The organism is Paraburkholderia sp. RL17-337-BIB-A, from assembly GCF_046025895.1.
Taxonomy (GTDB): Bacteria; Pseudomonadota; Gammaproteobacteria; order Burkholderiales; family Burkholderiaceae; genus Paraburkholderia; species Paraburkholderia fungorum_C.
In genome coordinates, this window is sequence record NZ_JARESY010000002.1 from 1,327,554 (window position 1) to 1,348,679 (window position 21,126).

At 61.6% G+C, this 21,126-nt stretch carries 17 protein-coding genes; 10 read left to right on the forward strand and 7 right to left on the reverse strand.

All coding sequences use genetic code 11. The features are described 5' to 3' along the window. Positions 1–59: 59 nt before the first annotated feature. A complete protein-coding gene (locus tag P0D84_RS26845) occupies positions 60–2,027 on the reverse strand; it encodes a putative bifunctional diguanylate cyclase/phosphodiesterase (RefSeq protein ID WP_408341681.1) in 1,968 nt (655 codons plus the stop codon). A gap of 266 nt (positions 2,028–2,293) precedes the next feature. Then, positions 2,294–2,677 (reverse strand): hypothetical protein, encoded by a 384-nt coding sequence (locus P0D84_RS26850; protein WP_408341682.1) that lies wholly within the window; start codon positions 2,675–2,677, stop codon positions 2,294–2,296. A gap of 351 nt (positions 2,678–3,028) precedes the next feature. Between P0D84_RS26850 and P0D84_RS26855 the strand changes: the two genes are divergently transcribed. Further along, positions 3,029–3,307 carry an HU family DNA-binding protein gene (locus P0D84_RS26855; protein WP_006049832.1) on the forward strand — a complete coding sequence of 93 codons (279 nt, stop codon included), beginning with the start codon at positions 3,029–3,031 and terminating at the stop codon, positions 3,305–3,307. A gap of 269 nt (positions 3,308–3,576) precedes the next feature. On the opposite strand, the gene P0D84_RS26860 is transcribed toward P0D84_RS26855, so the two are convergent. From P0D84_RS26860 to P0D84_RS26870, 3 genes are all read right to left on the reverse strand, one after another. Then, a complete protein-coding gene (locus tag P0D84_RS26860; RefSeq protein ID WP_408341683.1) occupies positions 3,577–4,695 on the reverse strand; it encodes a 3-deoxy-7-phosphoheptulonate synthase in 1,119 nt (372 codons plus the stop codon). Positions 4,696–4,817: 122 nt separating this feature from the next. Next, the gene (locus P0D84_RS26865) at positions 4,818–5,624 is read right to left on the reverse strand and encodes a DUF72 domain-containing protein (protein WP_408341684.1); all 807 of its coding nucleotides are present in this window, start codon (positions 5,622–5,624) and stop codon (positions 4,818–4,820) included. Between the two features lie 1,239 nt (positions 5,625–6,863). Further along, positions 6,864–7,607: a TetR/AcrR family transcriptional regulator gene (locus tag P0D84_RS26870; protein ID WP_408346022.1), complete on the reverse strand. Its 744-nt coding sequence runs from the start codon at positions 7,605–7,607 to the stop codon at positions 6,864–6,866. 281 nt (positions 7,608–7,888) lie between these two features. Here P0D84_RS26870 and P0D84_RS26875 point away from each other — a divergent pair, with 281 nt between their 5' ends. The 4 genes from P0D84_RS26875 (at position 7,889) to P0D84_RS26890 (ending at position 13,919) form a co-directional block, all read left to right on the forward strand. After that, positions 7,889–9,070: an isovaleryl-CoA dehydrogenase gene (locus P0D84_RS26875; protein ID WP_408341685.1), complete on the forward strand. Its 1,182-nt coding sequence runs from the start codon at positions 7,889–7,891 to the stop codon at positions 9,068–9,070. Positions 9,071–9,348: 278 nt separating this feature from the next. Beyond that, positions 9,349–10,956, forward strand: a complete 1,608-nt coding sequence (locus P0D84_RS26880) for a carboxyl transferase domain-containing protein (protein WP_408341686.1) — start codon at positions 9,349–9,351, stop codon at positions 10,954–10,956. Between the two features lie 29 nt (positions 10,957–10,985). Continuing rightward, positions 10,986–11,771, forward strand: coding sequence for an enoyl-CoA hydratase/isomerase family protein (locus tag P0D84_RS26885; RefSeq protein ID WP_408341687.1), 786 nt, complete (start codon positions 10,986–10,988; stop codon positions 11,769–11,771). A 111-nt stretch (positions 11,772–11,882) separates the two neighbouring features. Further along, the gene (locus tag P0D84_RS26890) at positions 11,883–13,919 is read left to right on the forward strand and encodes an acetyl/propionyl/methylcrotonyl-CoA carboxylase subunit alpha (RefSeq protein WP_408341688.1); all 2,037 of its coding nucleotides are present in this window, start codon (positions 11,883–11,885) and stop codon (positions 13,917–13,919) included. A 124-nt stretch (positions 13,920–14,043) separates the two neighbouring features. Here the strand turns inward: P0D84_RS26890 and P0D84_RS26895 are convergent, their stop codons facing one another. After that, positions 14,044–14,835 carry a phosphate/phosphite/phosphonate ABC transporter substrate-binding protein gene (locus P0D84_RS26895; RefSeq protein WP_408341689.1) on the reverse strand — a complete coding sequence of 264 codons (792 nt, stop codon included), beginning with the start codon at positions 14,833–14,835 and terminating at the stop codon, positions 14,044–14,046. A gap of 18 nt (positions 14,836–14,853) precedes the next feature. Beyond that, complete coding sequence (locus P0D84_RS26900; RefSeq protein WP_408341690.1) at positions 14,854–15,132, reverse strand: hypothetical protein; 279 nt, start codon at positions 15,130–15,132, stop codon at positions 14,854–14,856. A gap of 248 nt (positions 15,133–15,380) precedes the next feature. On the opposite strand from P0D84_RS26900, the gene P0D84_RS26905 reads away from it, so the two are divergent. The 5 genes from P0D84_RS26905 to P0D84_RS26925 all read left to right on the forward strand — a co-directional run bounded on the left by P0D84_RS26905 (position 15,381) and on the right by P0D84_RS26925 (position 20,900). Continuing rightward, positions 15,381–15,992 (forward strand): glutathione S-transferase family protein, encoded by a 612-nt coding sequence (locus tag P0D84_RS26905; RefSeq protein ID WP_408341691.1) that lies wholly within the window; start codon positions 15,381–15,383, stop codon positions 15,990–15,992. A gap of 55 nt (positions 15,993–16,047) precedes the next feature. Beyond that, positions 16,048–18,123 carry a 2Fe-2S iron-sulfur cluster-binding protein gene (locus P0D84_RS26910; protein ID WP_408341692.1) on the forward strand — a complete coding sequence of 692 codons (2,076 nt, stop codon included), beginning with the start codon at positions 16,048–16,050 and terminating at the stop codon, positions 18,121–18,123. A 127-nt stretch (positions 18,124–18,250) separates the two neighbouring features. Beyond that, complete coding sequence (locus tag P0D84_RS26915) at positions 18,251–19,147, forward strand: LysR family transcriptional regulator (RefSeq protein WP_408341693.1); 897 nt, start codon at positions 18,251–18,253, stop codon at positions 19,145–19,147. Between the two features lie 165 nt (positions 19,148–19,312). Further along, on the forward strand, positions 19,313–20,488 hold the full coding sequence (locus tag P0D84_RS26920; RefSeq protein ID WP_408341694.1) for a GGDEF domain-containing protein: 1,176 nt from the start codon (positions 19,313–19,315) through the stop codon (positions 20,486–20,488). A 49-nt stretch (positions 20,489–20,537) separates the two neighbouring features. Next, a complete protein-coding gene (locus tag P0D84_RS26925; protein WP_408341695.1) occupies positions 20,538–20,900 on the forward strand; it encodes a translation initiation factor Sui1 in 363 nt (120 codons plus the stop codon). The last annotated feature ends 226 nt before the right edge of the window (positions 20,901–21,126 follow it).

Sequence of the window (21,126 nt, forward strand, 5' to 3'; positions counted from 1 at the left end):
GGCTGCGCTGGACCTGCCGCGCTGATTCGTGTGCCGTGAGAGGCATGAGACGAGAGCGCCTACGCCTGGACGACGTGCCGCTCGTCGAGCATCGTTTGCAAGTAGGTCGAGACCGCGCTCGCCCGCATCGGCCGGCCGAACAGATAGCCCTGTACCGCGCGAGCGCCAAGCGCCTTGACGACGTCGGCTTGCGATGACGTTTCGAGTCCTTCCACGATGCATTCGAGTCCGAGGTTTCTGCACAGATCGAGCACCGACTTGACGATCTTCGTCGACGCGCTACTGCAATCCACGTCGGTCATGAAGCTGCGGTCGATCTTGATCGTATCGAAGGGCAGGCGATGCACGTAGCTGAGGCTCGAATAACCGGTGCCGAAATCGTCGAGTGAAACGCGGCAGCCGGCCTGCTTGATCATCGTAAGCGAGCAGTGGGCCTGCTCGAAATCGCGCGTGACCGCGGTTTCCGTGATCTCGAAGTTGACGTGATGCGCGGGCACGCCGCTGCCCGATACGATATCGACCAGGCGGCGAGCGCGCGGCGAAGTCGAAATATCGATCGCGGAGAGATTGAACGACAGATAGAGATCGGACGGCCAGCGCGAGACTTCGGCGAGCGCTTTGCGCAGCAGCACTTCAGTGACACGCAGAATCAGATCGGTACGCTCGGCAATCCGAATGAATTCCTCCGGCTGGACTGCGCCCAGCCGTGCGTTGTGCCATCGCCCAAGTGCCTCCATGCCGATGATGCGTTGCGTGAGCACGTCATGAATCGGCTGAAACTCGAGAAACAGTTCGGACTCCAGGTCCGCGTGGCGAAGCTCCTGGGCGACGAGACTCGAGCGCCGGATCCGCGTCTCATGTTCGGTCGAGAAGATCACCGGCGTGCCGCGGCGGCTTTCCTTGCCGGCGTACAAGGCGGCGTCCGCGCGTTCGAACACTTGCTGAACGGTCGTGCCGGCTTCCGGAAACGCTGCCCAGCCGATCGTGCCTGTCAGTTCGGCGACATTGCCGGCCACCCGATAGGGCTGGCAAAGCGATTCGCAAATGCGCCCACCCAACTCGACGAGCGTTTCGTTGGCCAGTTTGCGCTGGGCCAGCACGCCGAATTCGTCGCCGCCCAGGCGCGCGAAGAAAATGCCGGGCTCGGCGAGCGCCAGCAGCCGCGCGCCGACCTCCTGCAGCACGAGGTCGCCGCTTGCATGGCCGTAGATATCGTTGACCTGTTTGAAGCCGTCGAGATCGATCAACCCGACATTGAAGCCGCCGCCGGTACTGGGCGCCTGTTCCGATAGCGCGCGCAGCGAGGCGAAGAAGCTGCGCCGGTTGGGCAGGTCGGTCAGACTGTCGATGCTCGCGAGCCGGAAGTTGTCGTCGCTGAGTCGTTGCGTGTTCTGCTGGCTCATCTGCAATTCGCGCTGCGCATGCACGACGCCGGCGAAAGTCCGGTAATACAGTTCGATGATGAAGGCGAGTGCGGCACCCACCAGCGTCATGTCGATGGCCATCGCAATGAAAACAGGCGAGTGTGTGAAAACCAGAAACGTCGCGAAGCTTAGGATGACGATGGACAACAGAAGCAGGGCGGCCGCTCGCAGATGCATGAGGCAGAACACGCAGCCGACCAACGTCGTCGCCATGTAAAACGCGACCTGGGCCTGCTCGTAGGCGCTCCCGTACGGAAACAGCAAGAGTGACCAACTGCAGAAGGCGATACCGAAGATGCCCGCGAGCCAGATCAGCTTGCGCAGTTCGGGCACGGCTTTATCGTGCGTCAGGACACGGTGCCGCGCGCGCCACCAGCGCACGCAGCGGATGACGCACAGCGTGCAGAGCGCGGCGGGGAAGTAGATGGACAACCATGCGGGCGCCGACCTGAGATGCGTGACGGCCACGGCCATCGTGTTCACCATCAGGATGAAGTAAAGCAGCGGGATCTGCCGGCCGAATGCCTGGAGTTGCGAACGCACGAGCTCTGGGTCGCCTTCCGCGACCGACAGCGCTTCCCTCAATCTGCCTAACCGAACCATCCCCGTCCCTGTAACGTTTGCGCTGTACGCGCAGCTTTATATCGGCAGCGGCGGTGAGACCTTGAGGCGATTTCGATGAAAATACAGCGCGCGTCGAAGGGTGAGCGGTAAATACGCCCTTCGAGGGATTGCCGATAGGTCATTTATGCCGTGTCGAACTTCGCGCGGTGTGATGTCAGGAACGTGGAAGCGCGGATGGCTTCTTCGGACTCGCCTACGGAGACAGTCCTACGTGGGCTCGCCAGCGTCCCGCGAGCGCTGCCGTGCTACAGCGCTGGACACGACAGCACCCTTTGCGGTGCGAGGGTCGTTCCCGGTGCGCCGTTTTGAGCCGGCGTGCCTTGCGGAGGTGTCGAAACAAGCCGGACGCTATTCTCGCCGGCATTGGCCAGCACATATTTTTCCGAGCTGTTTTCCGGTTGCCAGTAAGCGCGATAGACGCCGCCGTCGCCGAAAACCAGCAGCTTTCCGTGTACGGTTTTCGCGCCGCTGACGAGGTCGACCGGTTCGCCGTCGCGCATCTGAAAGCTCTGCGAAGTGGTCGGGTTCGCCGTGCCGATCAGCGTCGCGCAAGGCGTGTCGTCCGCCGCCGTGGCTGCGCAACACCACGCGAAGAGCATGCCGCATGTTGCAATATGGAGAATTTTCATTGTTTTATGTTCGGTGAATTCTTTAATTGCTGAGCGCGGCGCAAAGGTGAATTACGAATTTTCCGATCCACCATAACATAGTAAAAAAGCCTGACAGCAACCGGTTTGCCGCCGCTAACACACTGAAATTGCAACGGATTGTGATACGCCGCGCAGCGCCGTAATGCACGAGAAACGCGTAAGCGCGCGATTCTTATGGCACTTTGGCACAAAAAAACGTCAAATTGCCGCTGGGCGGGTGATACAAGGCTTACACCCAAGGTTTGCGCGAATACGCGCCTATGCGTTAGTGTGTCGGTCCCGGCGCAACAGATGTGGCGCCGGTTCCATGATTACCATACGGGAAGTGCTATGAACAAACAGGAACTGATTGATGCAGTCGCCGCAGCGACGGGTGAAAGCAAAGCGGCCACCGGCCAAACCATCGACGCTATCGTCGAAGCGGTGACGAAAGCCGTGGTGGGTGGTGATACGGTGCAACTGGTCGGTTTCGGTTCTTTCTCGACTGGCGCGCGCGCAGCTCGCGTGGGCCGCAATCCGTCGACCGGTGCCGAGATCCAGATCGCTGCTGCCAAGACGGTGAAGTTCACCGCCGGCAAGGCGTTCAAGGAAGCCGTCAACGCGTCGTAATGCAACGCGCCTCGCGCCGGAGCATCCACGCGCGCAGTTGATGCGCGCGGCGCCGGATGCATCGGGTGTGAGGAATCGCGCGCTGCCCAACCCTCGTAAGGATGTTTGATCGATGGTTGGTGCGGCGCGTGTGGCGTGCGTTAATGCGCGTTGGCGTTTATGCCGCCGTTGTTTGCTTCTGCTTCTGCTTTTGCGTCATGCACGCTCGCCTGCCGGCCGTTGATTTCGGTTGTTGGTTGCGCGAGCTCGTGCAGGCCGCGTTGGCGAGTTCAGCCTGCGCGTCGTTTCCGCGTCGCTGCGGCCAGCGTTTCCAGCACCGGTTCGGTTTGCGCCCAGCTCACGCAGGCGTCCGTAATCGATACGCCGTAACGCAGCGGCACACCGGCCTTCAGATCCTGACGGCCTTCTTCCAGGTGACTTTCGAGCATGACGCCGATAATGCGGCGCTCGCGCTGCGACAGTTGCTGCGCCAGATCCTGCACCACCTCCAGTTGACGCAAATGCGATTTGCCTGAGTTCGCATGTGAACAGTCGATCATGACCTGCTCGCGCAGTCCGGCCGATTTGAGCGCCGCGCAGGTTGCTGCGACGGATGCGCTGTCGTAGTTCGGACCTTGTTTGCCGCCACGCAAGATGACATGTGCATCGTCATTGCCGCGCGTCTCGAAGATCGCCGCCATACCCATCTTGGTCATCCCCATGAACGCATGGCTCGCGCGCGCCGCGACGATCGCGTCCGCGGCGATTTGCACACCGCCGTCCGTGCCGTTCTTGAAGCCGATCGGGCAGCTCAGCCCCGATGCAAGCTGCCGGTGACTCTGGCTCTCCGTCGTGCGCGCGCCGATCGCCCCCCACGCGATCAGATCCGCGATGTATTGCGGACTGAGCAAGTCGAGAAATTCGGTGGCCGTGGGCAGGCCGAGACCGTTGATGTCGAGCAGCAGTTGCCGTGCGAGACGCAAGCCCTCGTTGATGTGGAAGCTGCCGTCGAGACGCGGGTCGTTGATATAGCCTTTCCAGCCGACCGTGGTGCGCGGCTTCTCGAAGTACACGCGCATGACGATCAGCAGATCGTCCTTGTAGGTCTGCGCCGCGACCTTGAGCTTGCGTGCGTATTCGATTGCCTGGTCGTGGTCGTGGATCGAACACGGGCCGACGATCAACACGAGCCGGTCGTCGCGGCCGTGCAGAATGTCGGCGATTTCCGCGCGGGTTTTCTCGACGAGCGTCTGCACCGCGGGCGGCACGGGTAATTCGTCCTGCAGCAGGGCGGGGGAAATCAGCGGACGTACCGCGCCGATACGAACGTCGTCGATGCGCGTGGTGTCCTGGGTGGCGTCGGCCGAGCCGACCTCCTGATCGTGCAAAGGATTGTCGATGGCGCTCAAAATATTCTCCCGGACCTTGGATGTTGAGGTGGCCTCACCGCTTGAATGCGTGAGTGTCGGTGCGTTGGTGTGCTGGTTAGCTGCCGGGATTATGACACTCGCGCGTGCGGGCGGGATGACCGTTATTCGAGGCGTTTGATCAGCGCCATGGCGGCAGCCGGATTGCGTTCCTTGAAGCCGCTGATGACATAGAGATAGACGTCGCGCGCCGTGGTTTTCGCGGGGGGCGCGGCCGAGGTTTCCAGCTCGTCCGGTGTCGTGCCGACGGCAAGTTGGCGGGCGCGTTCGGCCCAACTGTCGAGGGCTTTGGTCGAATAGCCTTTGGCCTGTTTGTCGCTGGTGCCCATGATGCGGGCGTAGACGAATGGCGCGGTGATGTCGGCGATTTGCGGGTAGTCGCTGTCGGCTGCCAGTACGATGGCGACTTTGTATTTTCTGGCTAGCGCGATGAATTCGGGGGTCTTGAAGGTGTCGTTGCGGACTTCGATTGCGTGTCTTAGCTTTTGGCCTTCTATGCTCGCGGGCAGCAGTTTCAGAAAGGCCTCGAAGTCTTCTGGGTCGAACTTTTTGGTGGGTGCGAATTGCCAGTTGATCGGGCCGAGCTTCTGTTTTAGCAGCAGTACGCCGCTGGCGAAGAAGCGTTCGATGGTTTCGTTGGCGTCCGCCAGGATTTTTCTATTTGTTGCGTAGCGGGGGGCTTTTAGGGAGAAGACGAAATCTTCCGGGGTTTCCTGATACCACTTTTCGTAGCTGGCGGGTTTTTGCAAGCCGTAGAAAGTGCCGTTGATTTCGATCGATGTGAGGTTTTGGCTCGCGTATTCGAGTTCGCGGGTTTGGGTCAGGTCTGAGGGGTAGAAGGTGCCCCGCCAGGGGGCGTAGGTCCAGCCGCCTATGCCGATGCGGATTTTGCCGGGTTTTGTTGATGGCATTTTGAGGTCTCTTTTGGTGGCTTCGCCGAGGAGGGTAGATTAGCGTATTTGGATGGTTTGGTTTTTTTGCCTGCGCGGCGCTTTTTGTCTGTGCTTTTATGGTGTTGGGCTTTTCTTGATCTGTTTGCCCGCGTGGCGCTTGTTTGTCTGTTGCCTTGCGGTGTTGGCCTTTCCTTGATTTGGTATTGGTCTATTAGCGTTGCCCCTGTGCGGGGCGGCACTTACTTCTCTTTGCCGCCGCAAAGAGAAGTAAGCAAGAGAAAGCGGCTCAAACCGCCAATTCTTAAGCGGGTTCCTCGCACAGTCGCGGTAGTGGTGCATCTGGAATCCGTGCCCTCGCACATTCGACGCGAGTGACCAGGCAGTCATACTTCCCGCCTCGCACGGGCGTGCTCGCCGGAAGGGCGATCATGCAAACCAGTGGCTCCGTTTGGCGCGGCGGGGGCCATCGGCTTCGCCTCGGCGAGACGCTAAATAACTTGGTGACAAAGCCGCAAGCGAATGAACGTGGCAAAGAATGACGTGGAAACACGAACCAAACGAAACGGGCACATCGCGGCTGCGGAGACGACATTCGCGCTAACGGTAGCAACGCCGTGACGATTCGATGCGAGTCACGGTACTGAGCATAAACGCGCGTGTGAAAGCGCGGCGATCGGTTTGTGAGGTACCCTTCGGCGCGCGCAGCGCTGCCGGAAGTACGACGGCGTTGCGAAGAGAAGAAGATGACTGCCACGGGTCCGGAGCGAAGCCGCTGATTCCCATCACGCGCCAAGGAAGCCGAGAACTCGATGAACCCTTCCGGCGAGCACGCAGTGCGAGGCGGGAAGTATGAGCCCTTTGTCACCAACGCGGAATGTGCGAGAACACAGATTCCAGATGCACCACTACCGTAACTGTGCGAGGGCCCCGCTTATGCGCTAGCGGGGTGAGCCGCTTTCTTTGCTTATCTTTCTTTGCGGCGGCAAAGAAAGTAAGTGCCGCCCCGCACAGGGGCAACGCTAATAGACCAATATCAATTCAAGGAAAGGCCAAAGAGTCAGACCAAGGAAAGCCCAAAGAGTCAGATCAAGGAAAGCCCAAAGAGTCAGATCAAGGAAAGCCCAAAGAGTCAGATCAAGGAAAGTCCAACCTCACAGGCGAACAACCAAAACGCGCCGAGCAGGCAAAAAACGAGAGAAAAGCCCAACACCGTAGAAACAGACAACAGACGCCGAGCAAGAAAAAAAACCAAAACCACTACTCGCCGCCAGGCGCCCCACCTGCCCCACCTGCCGCCTCCTCAAACCGCCGGTTCGCCTCAGCAACCTCAACTCTAAACTGCTGCAAAGCATTAACCGCCAAATCCGGCGGCATCAGCGCAGCCCACAAAACATCAATCAACTGATCCGCGGTAGCGTCGATATCGATATGCCGATTAGCCAGCGTCGCATCCCAAAGCACATGTTCCATCGGCCCGAACACCATCGACCGTAGCAACCTCAATGGCATATCACCCCGAATCTGCCCCGTCTCCTGGCCCCGCGCCAACACCCGCATTAGCGGCGCCGTGTACCGCCGCTGCAACTCAGTCAGCGCCTCACTCAACTCATGATGCCGAGCCCGGCCCTCCGACAACACCAAAGCACACAGGTCAGTGCCATTAACCAGCATCAACCGCAAATGCGTGCGAACAATAAAAGCAAACTGCTGCCGCACATTGCCATCTCGCGGCAACCCGGACTCGATCGCTTCAATGATCTCGTCGTACCAGTCACCGATCACCCGCGCGCACAACTCGCGCTTGCCGCGAAAATAACTGAACACGGTCGCCTCGGAAATGCCCAGGCGCTGCGCAATCTCCGCCGTCGTCGCGCGCTCGTAACCCTTTTCGGCGAACACGTCGCGGCCCGCCTGCAAGATCTCCCTCACGCGCTGCTGTGACTTGCGCCCAGCCGGCTCGCGGCGCGAGGCAGGTAACTCAGCCTTCATGGCAACCGTCATATGAGTCCAGTTCAGATTTGTGAGGCCAATCGCCTCGATCATACCGATCCCATCACTGTATAGCGGCTCCAGACACGTGCCAACCGGTTTCTGAGTGACACTCAAAAATACCTATTGACGCTTACGTAAATCTGGCGTGAAATGCGCCTTGAACGTTTCGCGCCTCGTGCGGGACGAGGAGGGCGGCCCACAAGGCCACCGTCGTCCGCTGAGCCGCACTCAGACGGGCCGGCGCCCACCCAGGCTGACCCGGTCCGCCAACGAACTCTGGAGACACAGCAATGAGCAACCTGCCCGGTTTGCAATTCCCGCTCGGCGAAGAAATCGAAATGCTGCGTGACAGCATCGCTGGCTTCGCTGCGAAAGAAATCGCCCCGCGTGCCGCGGAAATCGATCGCTCGGATCAGTTCCCCATGGACCTGTGGCGCAAGTTCGGCGATCTGGGCGTGCTGGGTATGACGGTCTCGGAGGAATACGGCGGCGCGAATATGGGCTACACGGCCCACATGATCGCGATGGAAGAAATCTCGCGCGCCTCGGCATCGGTCGGTCTCTCGTACGGCGCCCACTCGAATCTGTGCGTCAACCAGATTCATCGCAACGGCACGGCTGCGCAAAAGGAAAAATATCTGCCCAAGCTGGTCTCGGGTGAACACATCGGCGCACTCGCCATGAGCGAGCCGAACGCGGGCTCGGACGTCGTCAGCATGAAACTGCGTGCGGACAAGAAGGGCGATCACTATGTGCTGAACGGCACGAAAATGTGGATCACCAACGGCCCGGATTGCGACACGCTGGTGGTCTACGCAAAAACCGATCCCGAAGCGAATTCGCGCGGCATCACGGCGTTTATCGTCGAGAAGGGCATGAAGGGTTTCTCGGTCGCGCAGAAGCTCGACAAGCTTGGCATGCGCGGTTCACATACCGGTGAACTGGTGTTCGAAAACGTGGAAGTGCCGGAAGAAAATATTCTCGGCCAGCTGAACGGCGGCGCCAAGGTGCTGATGAGCGGCCTCGATTACGAACGCGCCGTGCTCGCCGGCGGCCCGACCGGCATCATGGTCGCGGTCATGGACGCAGTCGTGCCGTATATCCACGACCGCAAGCAGTTCGGTCAGTCGATCGGTGAATTCCAGCTGATTCAAGGCAAGGTCGCCGATTTGTACACCACGCTGCAAGCGTGTCGCGCGTATCTCTACGCAGTGGGCCGGCAACTCGATACGCTCGGCACGCAACACGTGCGCCAGGTGCGTAAGGACTGCGCGGGCGTAATTCTCTACACCGCCGAAAAAGCGACGTGGATGGCCGGCGAGGCGATCCAGATTCTCGGCGGTAACGGCTATATCAACGAGTATCCGGTCGGCCGTTTGTGGCGAGATGCGAAGCTCTATGAAATTGGCGCGGGTACCAGCGAAATCCGCCGCATGCTGATTGGCCGCGAATTGTTCGCTGAGACGGCCTGAGCCAGAGTACTGCAACGCAGGCCTACAAGAAGCGGCGAGAGCAACCACGTTGCATGGGACCAGAGTGCTCTGCATGGGACTGGAGTAAATGCTAAAGCGCCAACTCCGATCGACAGCTCTGCATGGGACCGGAGTAAGCGCTAAAGCGCTAACTCCGATCGACAGCTTTGCATGGGATCGGAGTAAGTGCTAAAGCACTAACTCCGATCGACAGCTCTGCATGGGATCGGAGTAAGTGCTAAAGCACTAACTCCGATCGACAAAGGACAAGCCACACAATGCCGATCATCGAATCAAAGCTGAATCCGCGCTCGGACGACTTCCGCACCAATGCGGCGGCGCTCGAAGCGCTGGTCGCCGATCTTCGCGCGAAGGTCGAAAAACTCGCGCTAGGCGGCGGCCAGGCGGCGCGCGACAAACACACGGGCCGCGGCAAGCTGCTGCCGCGCGATCGCATCGAGAAACTGCTCGATCCGGGCACGCCGTTTCTCGAGTTCTCGCAACTTGCGGCCTATGGCATGTATCACAACGATGCGCCCGGCGCGGGCGTGATCACCGGCATTGGCCGCATCGCGGGGCAGGAGTGCGTGATCGTCTGCAATGACGCGACGGTCAAAGGCGGCACCTACTATCCCGTCACCGTGAAGAAGCACGTCCGCGCGCAGGAAATCGCCGCGGAAAACCATCTGCCGTGCGTGTACCTGGTCGACTCCGGCGGCGCCAATCTGCCGAATCAGGACGACGTGTTCCCCGATCGCGATCACTTCGGCCGTATCTTCTTCAACCAGGCGAATCTGTCCGCGGCAGGCATTCCGCAAATCGCCGTCGTGATGGGTTCGTGCACGGCAGGCGGCGCGTATGTGCCGGCCATGAGCGATGAATCGATCATCGTCAAGAACCAGGGGACGATTTTTCTCGGCGGCCCGCCGCTCGTCAAAGCCGCAACCGGTGAAGTGGTGAGCGCGGAAGACCTCGGCGGCGGTGACGTGCATACGCGGCTCTCTGGCGTGGTCGATCATCTGGCGCAGAACGACGCGCATGCGTTGGGGATCGCGCGCAGCATCGTCGGCAATCTGAATCGTACGAAGCAGGTGCCGGTGGCGTTGCAGGAGCCGAAGCCGCCGCGCTACGACGTGAAGAGCATGTACGGGGTGATTCCCGTCGATACGCGCAAGCCGTTCGATATCCGCGAGGTGATCGCGCGCATCGTCGACGATTCCGCTTTCGACGAATTCAAAGCGCGCTACGGCACCACACTCGTCTGCGGCTTCGCGCATATCTGGGGGCATCCGGTCGGCATCATCGCGAACAACGGCATTCTGTTTTCGGAGTCGGCGCTCAAGGGCGCGCACTTCATCGAACTGTGTTGCCAGCGCAAGATTCCGCTCGTGTTCCTGCAGAACATCACCGGTTTCATGGTCGGCCGCAAGTACGAAAACGAAGGCATCGCGCGTAACGGCGCGAAGATGGTGACGGCTGTAGCCACGGCGAAAGTGCCGAAGTTCACGGTGATCATCGGCGGCTCGTTCGGCGCGGGCAACTACGGCATGTGTGGCCGCGCGTATTCACCGCGCTTCCTGTGGATGTGGCCGAATGCACGCATTTCGGTGATGGGCGGCGAACAGGCGGCCTCAGTGCTTGCCACGGTCAAGCGCGACGGCATCGAAGGCAACGGCGGTTCGTGGAGCGCCGAAGAGGAAGAGGCGTTCAAGCAACCGATCCGCGACCAATACGAGCATCAGGGCCACCCGTACTACGCGAGCGCGCGCTTGTGGGACGACGGCGTGATCGATCCGGCGCAAACGCGCGACGTGCTCGGTCTCGGCCTCTCGGCGACAATGAACGCGCCGATCGAAGACACGCACTTCGGCGTGTTCAGAATGTGACGGAGCGCTACGCGAGAGGAGCTGCAACGATGCAATACGAAACGCTGAATGTCGCTTTTGCTGGTCGGATCGCCACGGTCACGCTGAATCGGCCGGAGGTGCGCAACGCGTTCAACGAAACGATGATCGCCGAAGTGACCTCGGCCTTCACGGCCCTGAACGCGCGCGACGACGTGCGCGCGGTGGTGCTGGCCGCGAACGGCAAGGCGTTCTGCGCGGGCGCCGATCTGAACTGGATGAAGAAGATGGCCGGCTACTCGGACGACGAGAACCGTGCCGACGCGATGCTGCTGGCGAACATGCTGGCGTCGATCTATCGCTGCAACAAGCCGGTGATCGCGCGCGTGAATGGCGACGCGTACGCGGGCGGCATGGGCTTGATCTCGGCGTGCGATATCGTCGTCGCGGTGGAGAGCGCGCGTTTTTGCCTCTCGGAAGCGCGTCTCGGTCTGATCCCGGCCACCATCGCGCCCTATGTGATCCGCGCGTTGGGCGAGCAGGCGTCGCGCCGCTACTTCACGAGCGCCGAGCAGTTCGATTGCGCGACGGCGTTGCGCCTCGGCCTCGTCAGTGAAGCGGTGAGCGCGGAGCAACTCGACGCCACCGTGCAGCAGATCGCTGAAACGCTTTGCGCGAACGGCCCGCAAGCGGTGCGTGCCTGCAAGCAACTCGTGCAGGACATCGCCGGCCACGAACTGAACGAAGCCATGATCGAGGACACGGCGGCGCGCATCGCGCGCACGCGCGCGGGTGCGGAAGGCCGTGAAGGCGTCGCATCGTTCCTCGAAAAACGCACACCGTCCTGGCGCGATTGACGCTTCAATTGAAGCTTCAATTGAAGTGCCACGCAGGCATCCATTCCAGGGCGCATGCGCGCCTTGACCAGAACAACACAGCCCCGAACGGGACAATCACCGAGACACCTCATGTTCAACAAGATCCTGATTGCGAACCGCGGCGAGATTGCGTGCCGCGTCGCCGCGACCTGCAAGCGGCTCGGTATCGCGAGCGTGGCCGTGTATTCCGACGCGGATGCCAACGCGAAACACGTGGCCGCGTGCGACGAGGCAGTGCATATCGGCGGCTCGACCGCGGCAGAAAGCTATCTGCGTGTCGAGCGCATTATCGAAGCCGCGCGCGCCACCGGTGCGCAAGCAGTGCATCCGGGCTACGGCTTCCTGTCGGAAAACGAAGACTTCGCGCATGCTTGCGAAGCGGCCGGCATCGTCTTCATCGGACCGCCGGTCGAGGCGATCGCCGCAATGGGTTCGAAGGCGGCCGCGAAGGCGCTGATGCATGCGGCCGCGGTGCCGCTCGTGCCGGGTTATCACGGCGACGATCAGGATCCGCAGTTGCTGCATCGCGAAGCGGATGCGATCGACTATCCGGTCTTGCTGAAGGCGAGCGCGGGCGGCGGCGGCAAAGGTATGCGCGTGGTCGAGCGCACGGAAGACTTCGCGGCGGCCCTGGCGTCGTGCAAACGCGAAGCGGCGAGCAGCTTCGGCAATGACCGCGTGCTGATCGAAAAGTATCTGACGCGGCCACGTCACGTGGAAGTGCAGGTGTTCGCGGACCGTCACGGCGGTGCGGTGTATCTGTTCGACCGCGACTGCTCGGTGCAGCGGCGTCACCAGAAAGTGCTGGAAGAAGCGCCGGCGCCGGGGTTGTCCGTGGAGATCAAGCGCGAGATGGGGGAAGCGGCCGTGGCCGCCGCGCGTGCGGTGAATTATGTCGGCGCGGGCACGGTCGAGTTCATCATGACCGCCACGGGCGATTTCTACTTCATGGAGATGAACACGCGCCTGCAGGTCGAGCATCCGGTCACGGAAATGGTGACCGGGCAGGACCTGGTGGAATGGCAACTGCGCGTCGCCGCGGACGAACCGCTGCCGCTCACGCAGCAACAGCTGAAAATCGACGGCCACGCGATTGAAGCGCGCATTTACGCCGAGCATCCGGCACGCGGCTTCCTGCCGTCCACTGGGACGTTGAAGCATCTGCGCATGCCGGAAGGCGTCGAATTCACCGTCGGCGCGGCCGGCCTGGGCGAGGGCAGCAAAGCGCCGGTACGCATCGACAGCGGCGTGCGCGAAGGCGACACCATCACGCCCTTCTACGATCCAATGATCGCCAAGCTGATCGTCCACGGCGCGACGCGTGAAGAGGCGCTGGCGCGTCTGAATCGCGCGCTGCGTGCCTGCGAAGTGGTGGGTCCGCACACCAACGTCGAGTTCCTGCAACGCATCGTCACGAGCGAGCCATTCGCGAGCGGCGATCTCGATACGGGTTTGATCGAGCGTCATCACGATGCCTTGTTCGCGCCGGTGAAGAAGCCCTTCAAGGAAGCGCTGGCGCTCGCCTGCGCCGCGTTGCTGACGCGCGAAGGCGGCACCGCGCACGGCGCGTCGCCGTGGGACGCGCTATCGCACTGGCGTCTGAACAGCGGCTATACGCAGACGCTCGGCTGGCGCACTGTCGACGACAACAGCGACCACGAAAGCACCTTCACCGTCACGTTCGCCCGTGACGGCGGCACGCAAACGCTCGAGCATGACGGCGTGCGTGATGGCTTCACCTGGTCGGACGGCACGGACCGGCACGAATACCGTGCGACGATCGGCGATGCGCGGGTAACAGGCCGCGTTTTCATCGACGGCGATACGTTCCACGTGTTCTGTCTCGGCGAGGCGCTGGCGTTCGAGTGGCAAAACCTGCTCGCGCATGCCGCGGATGCCGAAGGCGGCGAAGGCCGTTTGACCGCGCCGATGCCGGGCAAGGTGATCGCGGTGCTGGTCGAACCGGGCACGGTAGTGGAGAAGGGCACGCCGCTGATCGTGATGGAAGCGATGAAGATGGAGCACACGATCGGCGCACCGGCGGCCGGCACGGTGTCGGAAGTGCTGTATGCAGTCGGCGATCAGGTCGCCGATGGGGCGCAGCTGCTCGTGCTGGATGTGGGCTAAGTGCGAGTGCGAGGTTCAAACGAACCGTAAACGAGGTCCAGACGAAACCTGAATGAAACCTGAACGAGACGGAACGAGGGCTAAGCGACGCCTAAGCGAGACTCAAACGAGACCTAAGCAAGACTCAAACAAGGCGCGCATAGCCTAACGCCCGCGCTTCGTTTTCGAGTCGCTCGATCCGTTCGTACTCAGTGAGCGGCAACGCGGAAAAGCCCTTCAAACGCAGGCGTTTCGCGCGTTCGGGCTGTGCCAGGTGCGCTTCGTTCAGTGCCTCGCGCAGCGTTTCGATGGTCGCGTGCGGCACGTTATTGGAGGCGATCAAAGGCAAACCCGGCGACGCCGCCGTCACGCCGATCTGCCGAACCTTTCGCGCCAGTTCCGGCAATTCATCGCAGACAAACGCGAACGTCACACAGTCGATGGCGGCGACGTCCGCGCGATCGTCGACCACCGCCCGCAACGATCCAAGATGCGAACCGGTGCGCAGGACCGCGCTGAAAAACGCGCGGTCGCGCGCAAGCGGCGCCACTGCGTGGCGAAACACATTCATGCCGCTGTTCGAATCGTCCTGATTGTAGGCGGCACGGCCGCCACGGCACGCCGCAAGCGAGTCGAACGGCGCCTGGGCCCTTGTGACCAGCACACTCGAATAATCCGCGCCGTCGCAGCCCGGCGCATCGAATCGCGGCGTGGCGATCACCTGCACCTGCTCGTGTAAACCGTGCATCAAGGGATAGCCGCAGGTTTGCGAGAGCAGGACGTTAGGGCGCCGCCAGAAGCCATGCAATTCCTCGTCGGGCTCGACGATGCGGCACGCCGGCTTCGCCATGCGCAAGACCTCGTTCAGCCACTCGCGCCACGCGCTGGCGAGCGCGGGCGTCACGTTGTACATCGGCAGGGCGGCGATCCAGGTCATGACGCGATTCTGTCATACCTACTGTCTGACCATTCGGAATTCGTCGAGCCCTAATCGCACGGGCTCGCTCTGCTTGAACGGCCATTTGCATTCCACCACCTTGAGGATCTCCATCTGCGCGCCTTCGAACGCGACGAGGAGGTCGCTGCGCCGTTTGCTCGCGGCGCCGCAATAGGTCATCAGTGCCTCGGCGCTGACCTCGAAGACCGTCACCCGATCGTCAAAACAGACTCGGAATGCGACGGTCGCGCATTCCGTGACACAGGGCCTGAATCCTTCATCGACATATACCGACATAGCCATCTCCTGCCGCCTTCCCGAGTCATCAGGATGAGCGGCCGTAAGCTTTCAGTATGTTGGAAAACCGGCATTGGGCGCAAGAAACCGCAGTGCCCGGCCGGGTACGGATCAGGGCGCCAGCACTGTTCTCGTTACGAGAATAGTGATTTGACCTCGCGACGTATTCTGGAAAGTGGATGGCCTCCCTAGACTTCCTCCCAGTGGTTCGGATTTCCCAGCCACACCGCCAACCAAGGAAGTTCGCCATGAAGCTCTATTACCACGCGCTGTCCGGTCACTCGCATCGCGCCCGCCTGTTCCTGTCGTTGCTCGGCGTCGAACATGAACTCATCGAGGTCGATCTGATGAAGGGCGCGCACAAGTCACCCGAATTTCTCAAACTGAACCGTTTCGGCCAGGTCCCCGTGCTGGTCGACGGCGCTACCGTGGTGCCGGACTCGAACGCGATTCTCGTGTATCTCGCCGGCAAGCTGAAGCAGACGGATTGGCTGCCGCAGACGCCGGCCGGGCAAGCGGCGATCCAGCGCTGGCTCTCGGCGGCCGCGGGGGAAATCGCCCACGGGCCGGCGGCGGCGCGCCTGATCACGGTGTTCGGCGCGGCTCGCAATGCGGAGGAAGTGATTGGCCGTGCCCACGGCATTCTCGGCATCGTCGACCAGGAATTGAGCGGACGCGAGTTTATTGTCGGCGCTCATCCGACCATCGCGGACGTCGCGCTGTATAGCTACATCGCGCGTGCGCCGGAGGGGAATGTCGATCTTTCCGGTTACGCGAACGTCAATGCGTGGCTGCGGCGCATCGAAGCGTTGCCTGGTTTTGTCGAGTTCCGGAAAACCCCCGTGGGCCTCGCGGCGTAACTGGGGCCGTTTCTCCGATTTTTCGCTTGATCCTCATCCGGACAGGAGTTCCGCCGTGAGCCCAACTTCGACAGACAACGCGCGTTCGCCCTGGCATGCGGGCGAACTGAAGCTGCAACGTGCAGTGGGGGTCGCTGAGCGGATGGAGGATGTCGGGCGACGGGTGCTGCGCCGCTTCATGCCGGATCAGCATCGGACGTTTTTCCCGCAGCTTCCGTTTGTCGCGCTCGGCGCGGTGGATCACGACGGCGACGTGTGGGCCACGCTGGTTGCCGGTACGCCCGGATTTCTGCACGCCCCCACCGAGCACACGCTGCGGGTGGAGCTGGTGCGGGACCCGCACGATCCCGCCTCCGCCGGTCTGGACGATGGCGAGGCGGTCGGCTTGCTAGGCATTGAGTTGCATACGCGCCGGCGTAATCGCCTGAATGGCGTGGTGAGTCATAGCACCGGGGTGGGTTTCAACGTCGAGGTGGCGCAGAGTTTCGGCAACTGCCCCCAATACATCCAGCTGCGCGACGCCGAGTTCGTTCGTGATCCGGCGAGCCCGTCGCCCGTCGAGCCGGTGCAACTCGAACACCTGTCCGAACGGGCGCGCGCGATGATCAATACCGCCGATACGTTCTTCGTGGCCTCCTATGTCGACGACCCCGCCGGCCGGCAGGTCGACGTCTCGCACCGGGGTGGCAAAGCCGGGTTCGTGCGCCTCGGCGAAGATGGCGTGCTGACGATTCCGGACTTCGCGGGCAACCTGTTTTTCGCGACACTGGGCAACTTCCTTATTAATCCGCGAGCGGGGCTCGTCTTCGCCGACTTCGAAAGCGGCGATCTGTTGCAACTCACGGGGGAAGCGCAAGTCGATCTCGACTCACCCGAGATCGCCGCGTTTCAGGGTGCCGAGCGTCTGTGGCGTTTCAGACCGCGCCGGATCGTTTACCGCGCGGGCGCATTGCCGCTGCGCTGGACGTTTCGCGCCAACGGCTGGTCGCCGAACGCGTTGATGACGGGGAACTGGGACGAGGTGGCGAGCCGCATGAGCGCGCAAGCGCTGGCCGATACCTGGCGGCCCTTCAAGGTCACGAAGATCGTCGACGAAAGCTCGGTGATCCGTTCGTTTCATCTTGAACCGCTCGATGGCGCCGGGCTCATCCCGCATGCGGCGGGGCAGCATCTGCCGATCCGCGTCACGTTGCCCGGATGCGCGAAACCAACGATCCGGACCTACACGCTGTCGACGGCGCCGGCGGACCGGTTGTGGCGGATCAGCGTCAAGCGCCAGGGCCTGCTTTCCTCGCATCTGCACGCAGCGCTGCAGGTGGGCAGTGTCATCGAGGCGCGCGCGCCTGCCGGCCAATTCACCGTCGACGCCGCCGAACGCCGGCCGGCGGTGCTGCTTGCCGCGGGTGTCGGCGTGACGCCCATGCTGGCGATGTTGCGGCATATCGTCTACGAAGGTTTGCGCACGCGCCGGGTCCGTCCGACGTGGTTTTTTCACTCGGCACGCACGCTCGCCGAGCGGGCCTTCACGAGAGAAATAGACGAACTGGCGGCGCAGGCCAATGGCGCGGTGCACGTGGTGCGCACGCTGACCGATAGCGAGGGCGCGCAAATGGGCAAGGATTTCGATGCTGCCGGCCGGCTCGATATCAAGCTTCTGAGCGAAAAACTGCCGTTCAACGACTACGACTTTTATCTATGCGGACCGGCGGGGTTCATGCAGTCGCTATACGACGGACTGCGCAAGCTGAATATTGCCGACAGCCGGATTCACGCCGAAGCGTTCGGACCCGCGGGCTTGCAGCGTCAGACGGACGCCGGCGGCGACGCGGGCCCCGTGCATTTGCCGGCAGATAAGCCGACACCGGTTGCATTTGTGAAGTCCGGCAAGGAAGCGCGTTGGAATCCAGGGGGTGGTTCGTTGCTGGAGCTGGCCGAGTCGCGCGGGCTGGCGCCGGCGTACGGTTGCCGTGGCGGGAGTTGCGGGACTTGCCGCACCCGCATCGTGGAAGGGGCGGTGGCTTATCCCGTCGCGCCCGAGTTCAAGGTCGCAAACGACGAAGCGCTGATTTGTTGCGCGGTGCCGGCGCAAGCCGAGGCGGGGAGCGCCGGGCACTTGCTACTGGACCTTTGATGTGACCTCGCCCCTATCTGAGGCCGGTCGGCGCGCCTGCTATGCTTGGCGAACCCGCACCGCTGATCGAAGTCTTTTGCCGATCAGCGCGTGCGCATCGATCGCCTACGCGCACACCCAGACAGATATGGACCGACTTCAAGCAATGACGACGTTTGTGACCGTCGTCGAAACGGAGGGTTTTGCCTCAGCGGCGCGTAAGTTGAACGTGTCGCCCTCGGTAGTGAGCCGGATGGTGACTGAACTCGAAGAACGGCTCGGCGTCAGGTTGCTCACGCGTACCACACGTATCGTCAGGCTGACGGACGCCGGGGCGACGTATTTCGAAGACTGCCGCCGCATACTCGGTGAAATCGATGCGGCGGAAGTCTCGGCAACAGGCGCGCATGCAGCGCCGCGAGGCCAGTTGACCGTGACTGCGCCCCTGATGTTCGGCAAGCTGCATCTCATGCCGATTGTGCTCGACTATCTGACGCGCTTTCCGGCGGTCAACGTCAGCTGCTGGTTTCTCGACCGCATTGTGAATCTGGTCGACGAAGGCGCGGACGTCGCGGTGCGGATCGGCGAGCTGCCGAATTCTTCCCTGCAGGCGATCACGGTGGGCAAGGTTCGGCGCGTTTTGTGCGCGGCCCCGGCTTATCTCGAGCAGTACGGTGTGCCGCAGTGCCCCGAGGATCTGGCCGGGCACACCACCATTCAGGCAAGCGGTGTTTCGCCTGCGCCCGAATGGCGCTTTTCTGCCGACCAGCAGTTGCTTACCGTGCCGATTCAACCACGCCTGATCACCACCACGAATGATTCGGCTATCGCGGCAGCCGTCGCAGGACTGGGAGTCGCACGGGTTTTGTCGTATCAGGTGGCCGGTGAAATCCAGGCGGGCACGCTGAAAATCGTGCTGGCCGACTATGAACCCGCGGCGATTCCTGTGCACGTCGTCCACCGCGAAGGCCGGCACGTCAATCAGAAGGTCCGCTCATTCCTCGACCTCGCCATCGAGACGTTGCGGGCACAGGCGTGGATTTGACGGGGAAGGCGGTCGTTTGAATACCCCATTTTATTTAGCGCAGCCCCAATGCAAGTCGCTAATGGCAGATCTGCCGCCGGAGCCCGGCAATCATCTGTTGTATTAATTTCAGCGTAGAATGCGGCTGCCGCCGTGATGTATCGGCGTAGAGCCCTTACGTCAGCGATGCATGTCGATCTTATTACCCTCTATCTCCTTGCAATCGGAACGCTTCTCGCCAGTGCCGGACTGACTCTCTGGGAACATCGAACGCATCCCAGGCGCAGTAAAGAACTGAGAATACTGGCAGCGGGATACGCCACACTGGCAATCGGCTGTGCTGCTATAGCATTTCGTCGCCAGCTGCCTGGCGCGACGGGCTCGGGTTTGAGCAACTTCATCATTATGGTGGGGTATCTGTTGATCCTGCACGGTGTCGCTTCCCTGAATAGCCGCAAATACGTGGCGAGTTCGATCGGCATGCTCTTCCTCGTGGCGCTCATGTGGGCGATTTGGGGCGCACGGTGGGAGGACCGCTTGTGGAACTATGTGAGTGCGATTCCAATCGCGGTGGTGTCCGGCATGACGTCTCTAGAGCTACTGCGAAGCGACGGGATGAAATCGCTGAAGTCACGCTACGTCGCTGTGACGGTGCCGGGCGGCCATGCGCTCTTTTATGCCGCCAGGGCATTTGTCTTGCCCTGCTTGGCGACGTTGTATGGGCAGAATCTGTTGTCCGCTGTCAGCAAGATCACGATGTACGAGGGCGTCCTGTATTCGGTGATTCTGCCGATGACCTTGCTGGCGCTCTTCCGTGAGGAAACCCATGGCCGGCTTTTGCAGGAATCGCAAACGGACTATCTGACCGGTCTTGGCAATCGCCGATGGTTTTTCGAAGAGGGCGCGCGCGTTATCCACGAAGGTGGAGTCTCCGGGGCGGTTTCACTTCTCGCGTTCGATCTCGACCACTTCAAGACGATCAATGATCGGTACGGGCACGAGACGGGGGACGCGGTTCTCAAGTCGTTCGCGAAAATTACCCGCAGCGTGGTGGGCCCCGAGGCGATGCTCGCGCGGATCGGCGGAGAAGAGTTCGTTGCTTTGCTGCCTGGCTATGACAGCGTCCGTGCCGCGGAAGTCGGTGAGGCCGTGGTTGGACGTTTCGCTGAGACGATCTCTCACAGGATTAACAACGTCGACATACGCGCCACGGTCAGCATCGGCCTCGCGCAGTCTGGAAGTGAAGCGCCCACGCTTGGCGACCTGCTGGCCGTCGCCGACCAGGCGTTATACAGCGCGAAATCACTTGGCGGGAACCGGCTTGAATGGGCGCGGACCGGCGCGCGCCGCTCGGTCGCCTGAGGTTGGCGTTGGCTGATGCCCGCCCAAGCGTCTTTGAGTCAATCCAATCATGAAAAGTCATTCAAAAGGCGGTCTTGTCTATTCCACCGATGGCGGGCGGATGTGTCCCGAATGTGGTCAGGTGCTTGCGCAATGTGTCTGCAAGACGCTCGCGAGGACCCGGCCGGCAGGTGATGGCGTGGTGCGGGTGAGTCGCGAGACCAAGGGCCGAGGCGGTAAGAGCGTGACGCTCGTTAGAGGGTTGGCGCTCGATCCCCTTGCCTTGGCCTTGCTAGGCAAGCAATTGCGCACGGCCTGCGGTTCTGGTGGAACGGTCAAGGATGGCGTGATTGAGGTGCAGGGTGATCATTGCGAGCGGGTCATCGAAACGCTAAAAAAGTACGGCCACAGCGCGAAGCGGGCCGGTGGCTAATTGCTCTGGTGAGCGGCAACGTCGACGCACGTTCCTCCGCTTCTTCGTCACCCTTTACACGCCCGGTTGAGTCGTCTGTCAGTCTTCGAATCGCGGCGCCCGCTTCTCGATAAAAGCCGTCACCGCCTCACGGCCGGCTGGTCGACCGTTCACTTCGCCGTGCCCTGGACGTCCGGCGAACGAAACCAATGAGTAGTCAAATTCACTTCATTATCGTTGTGGTTTA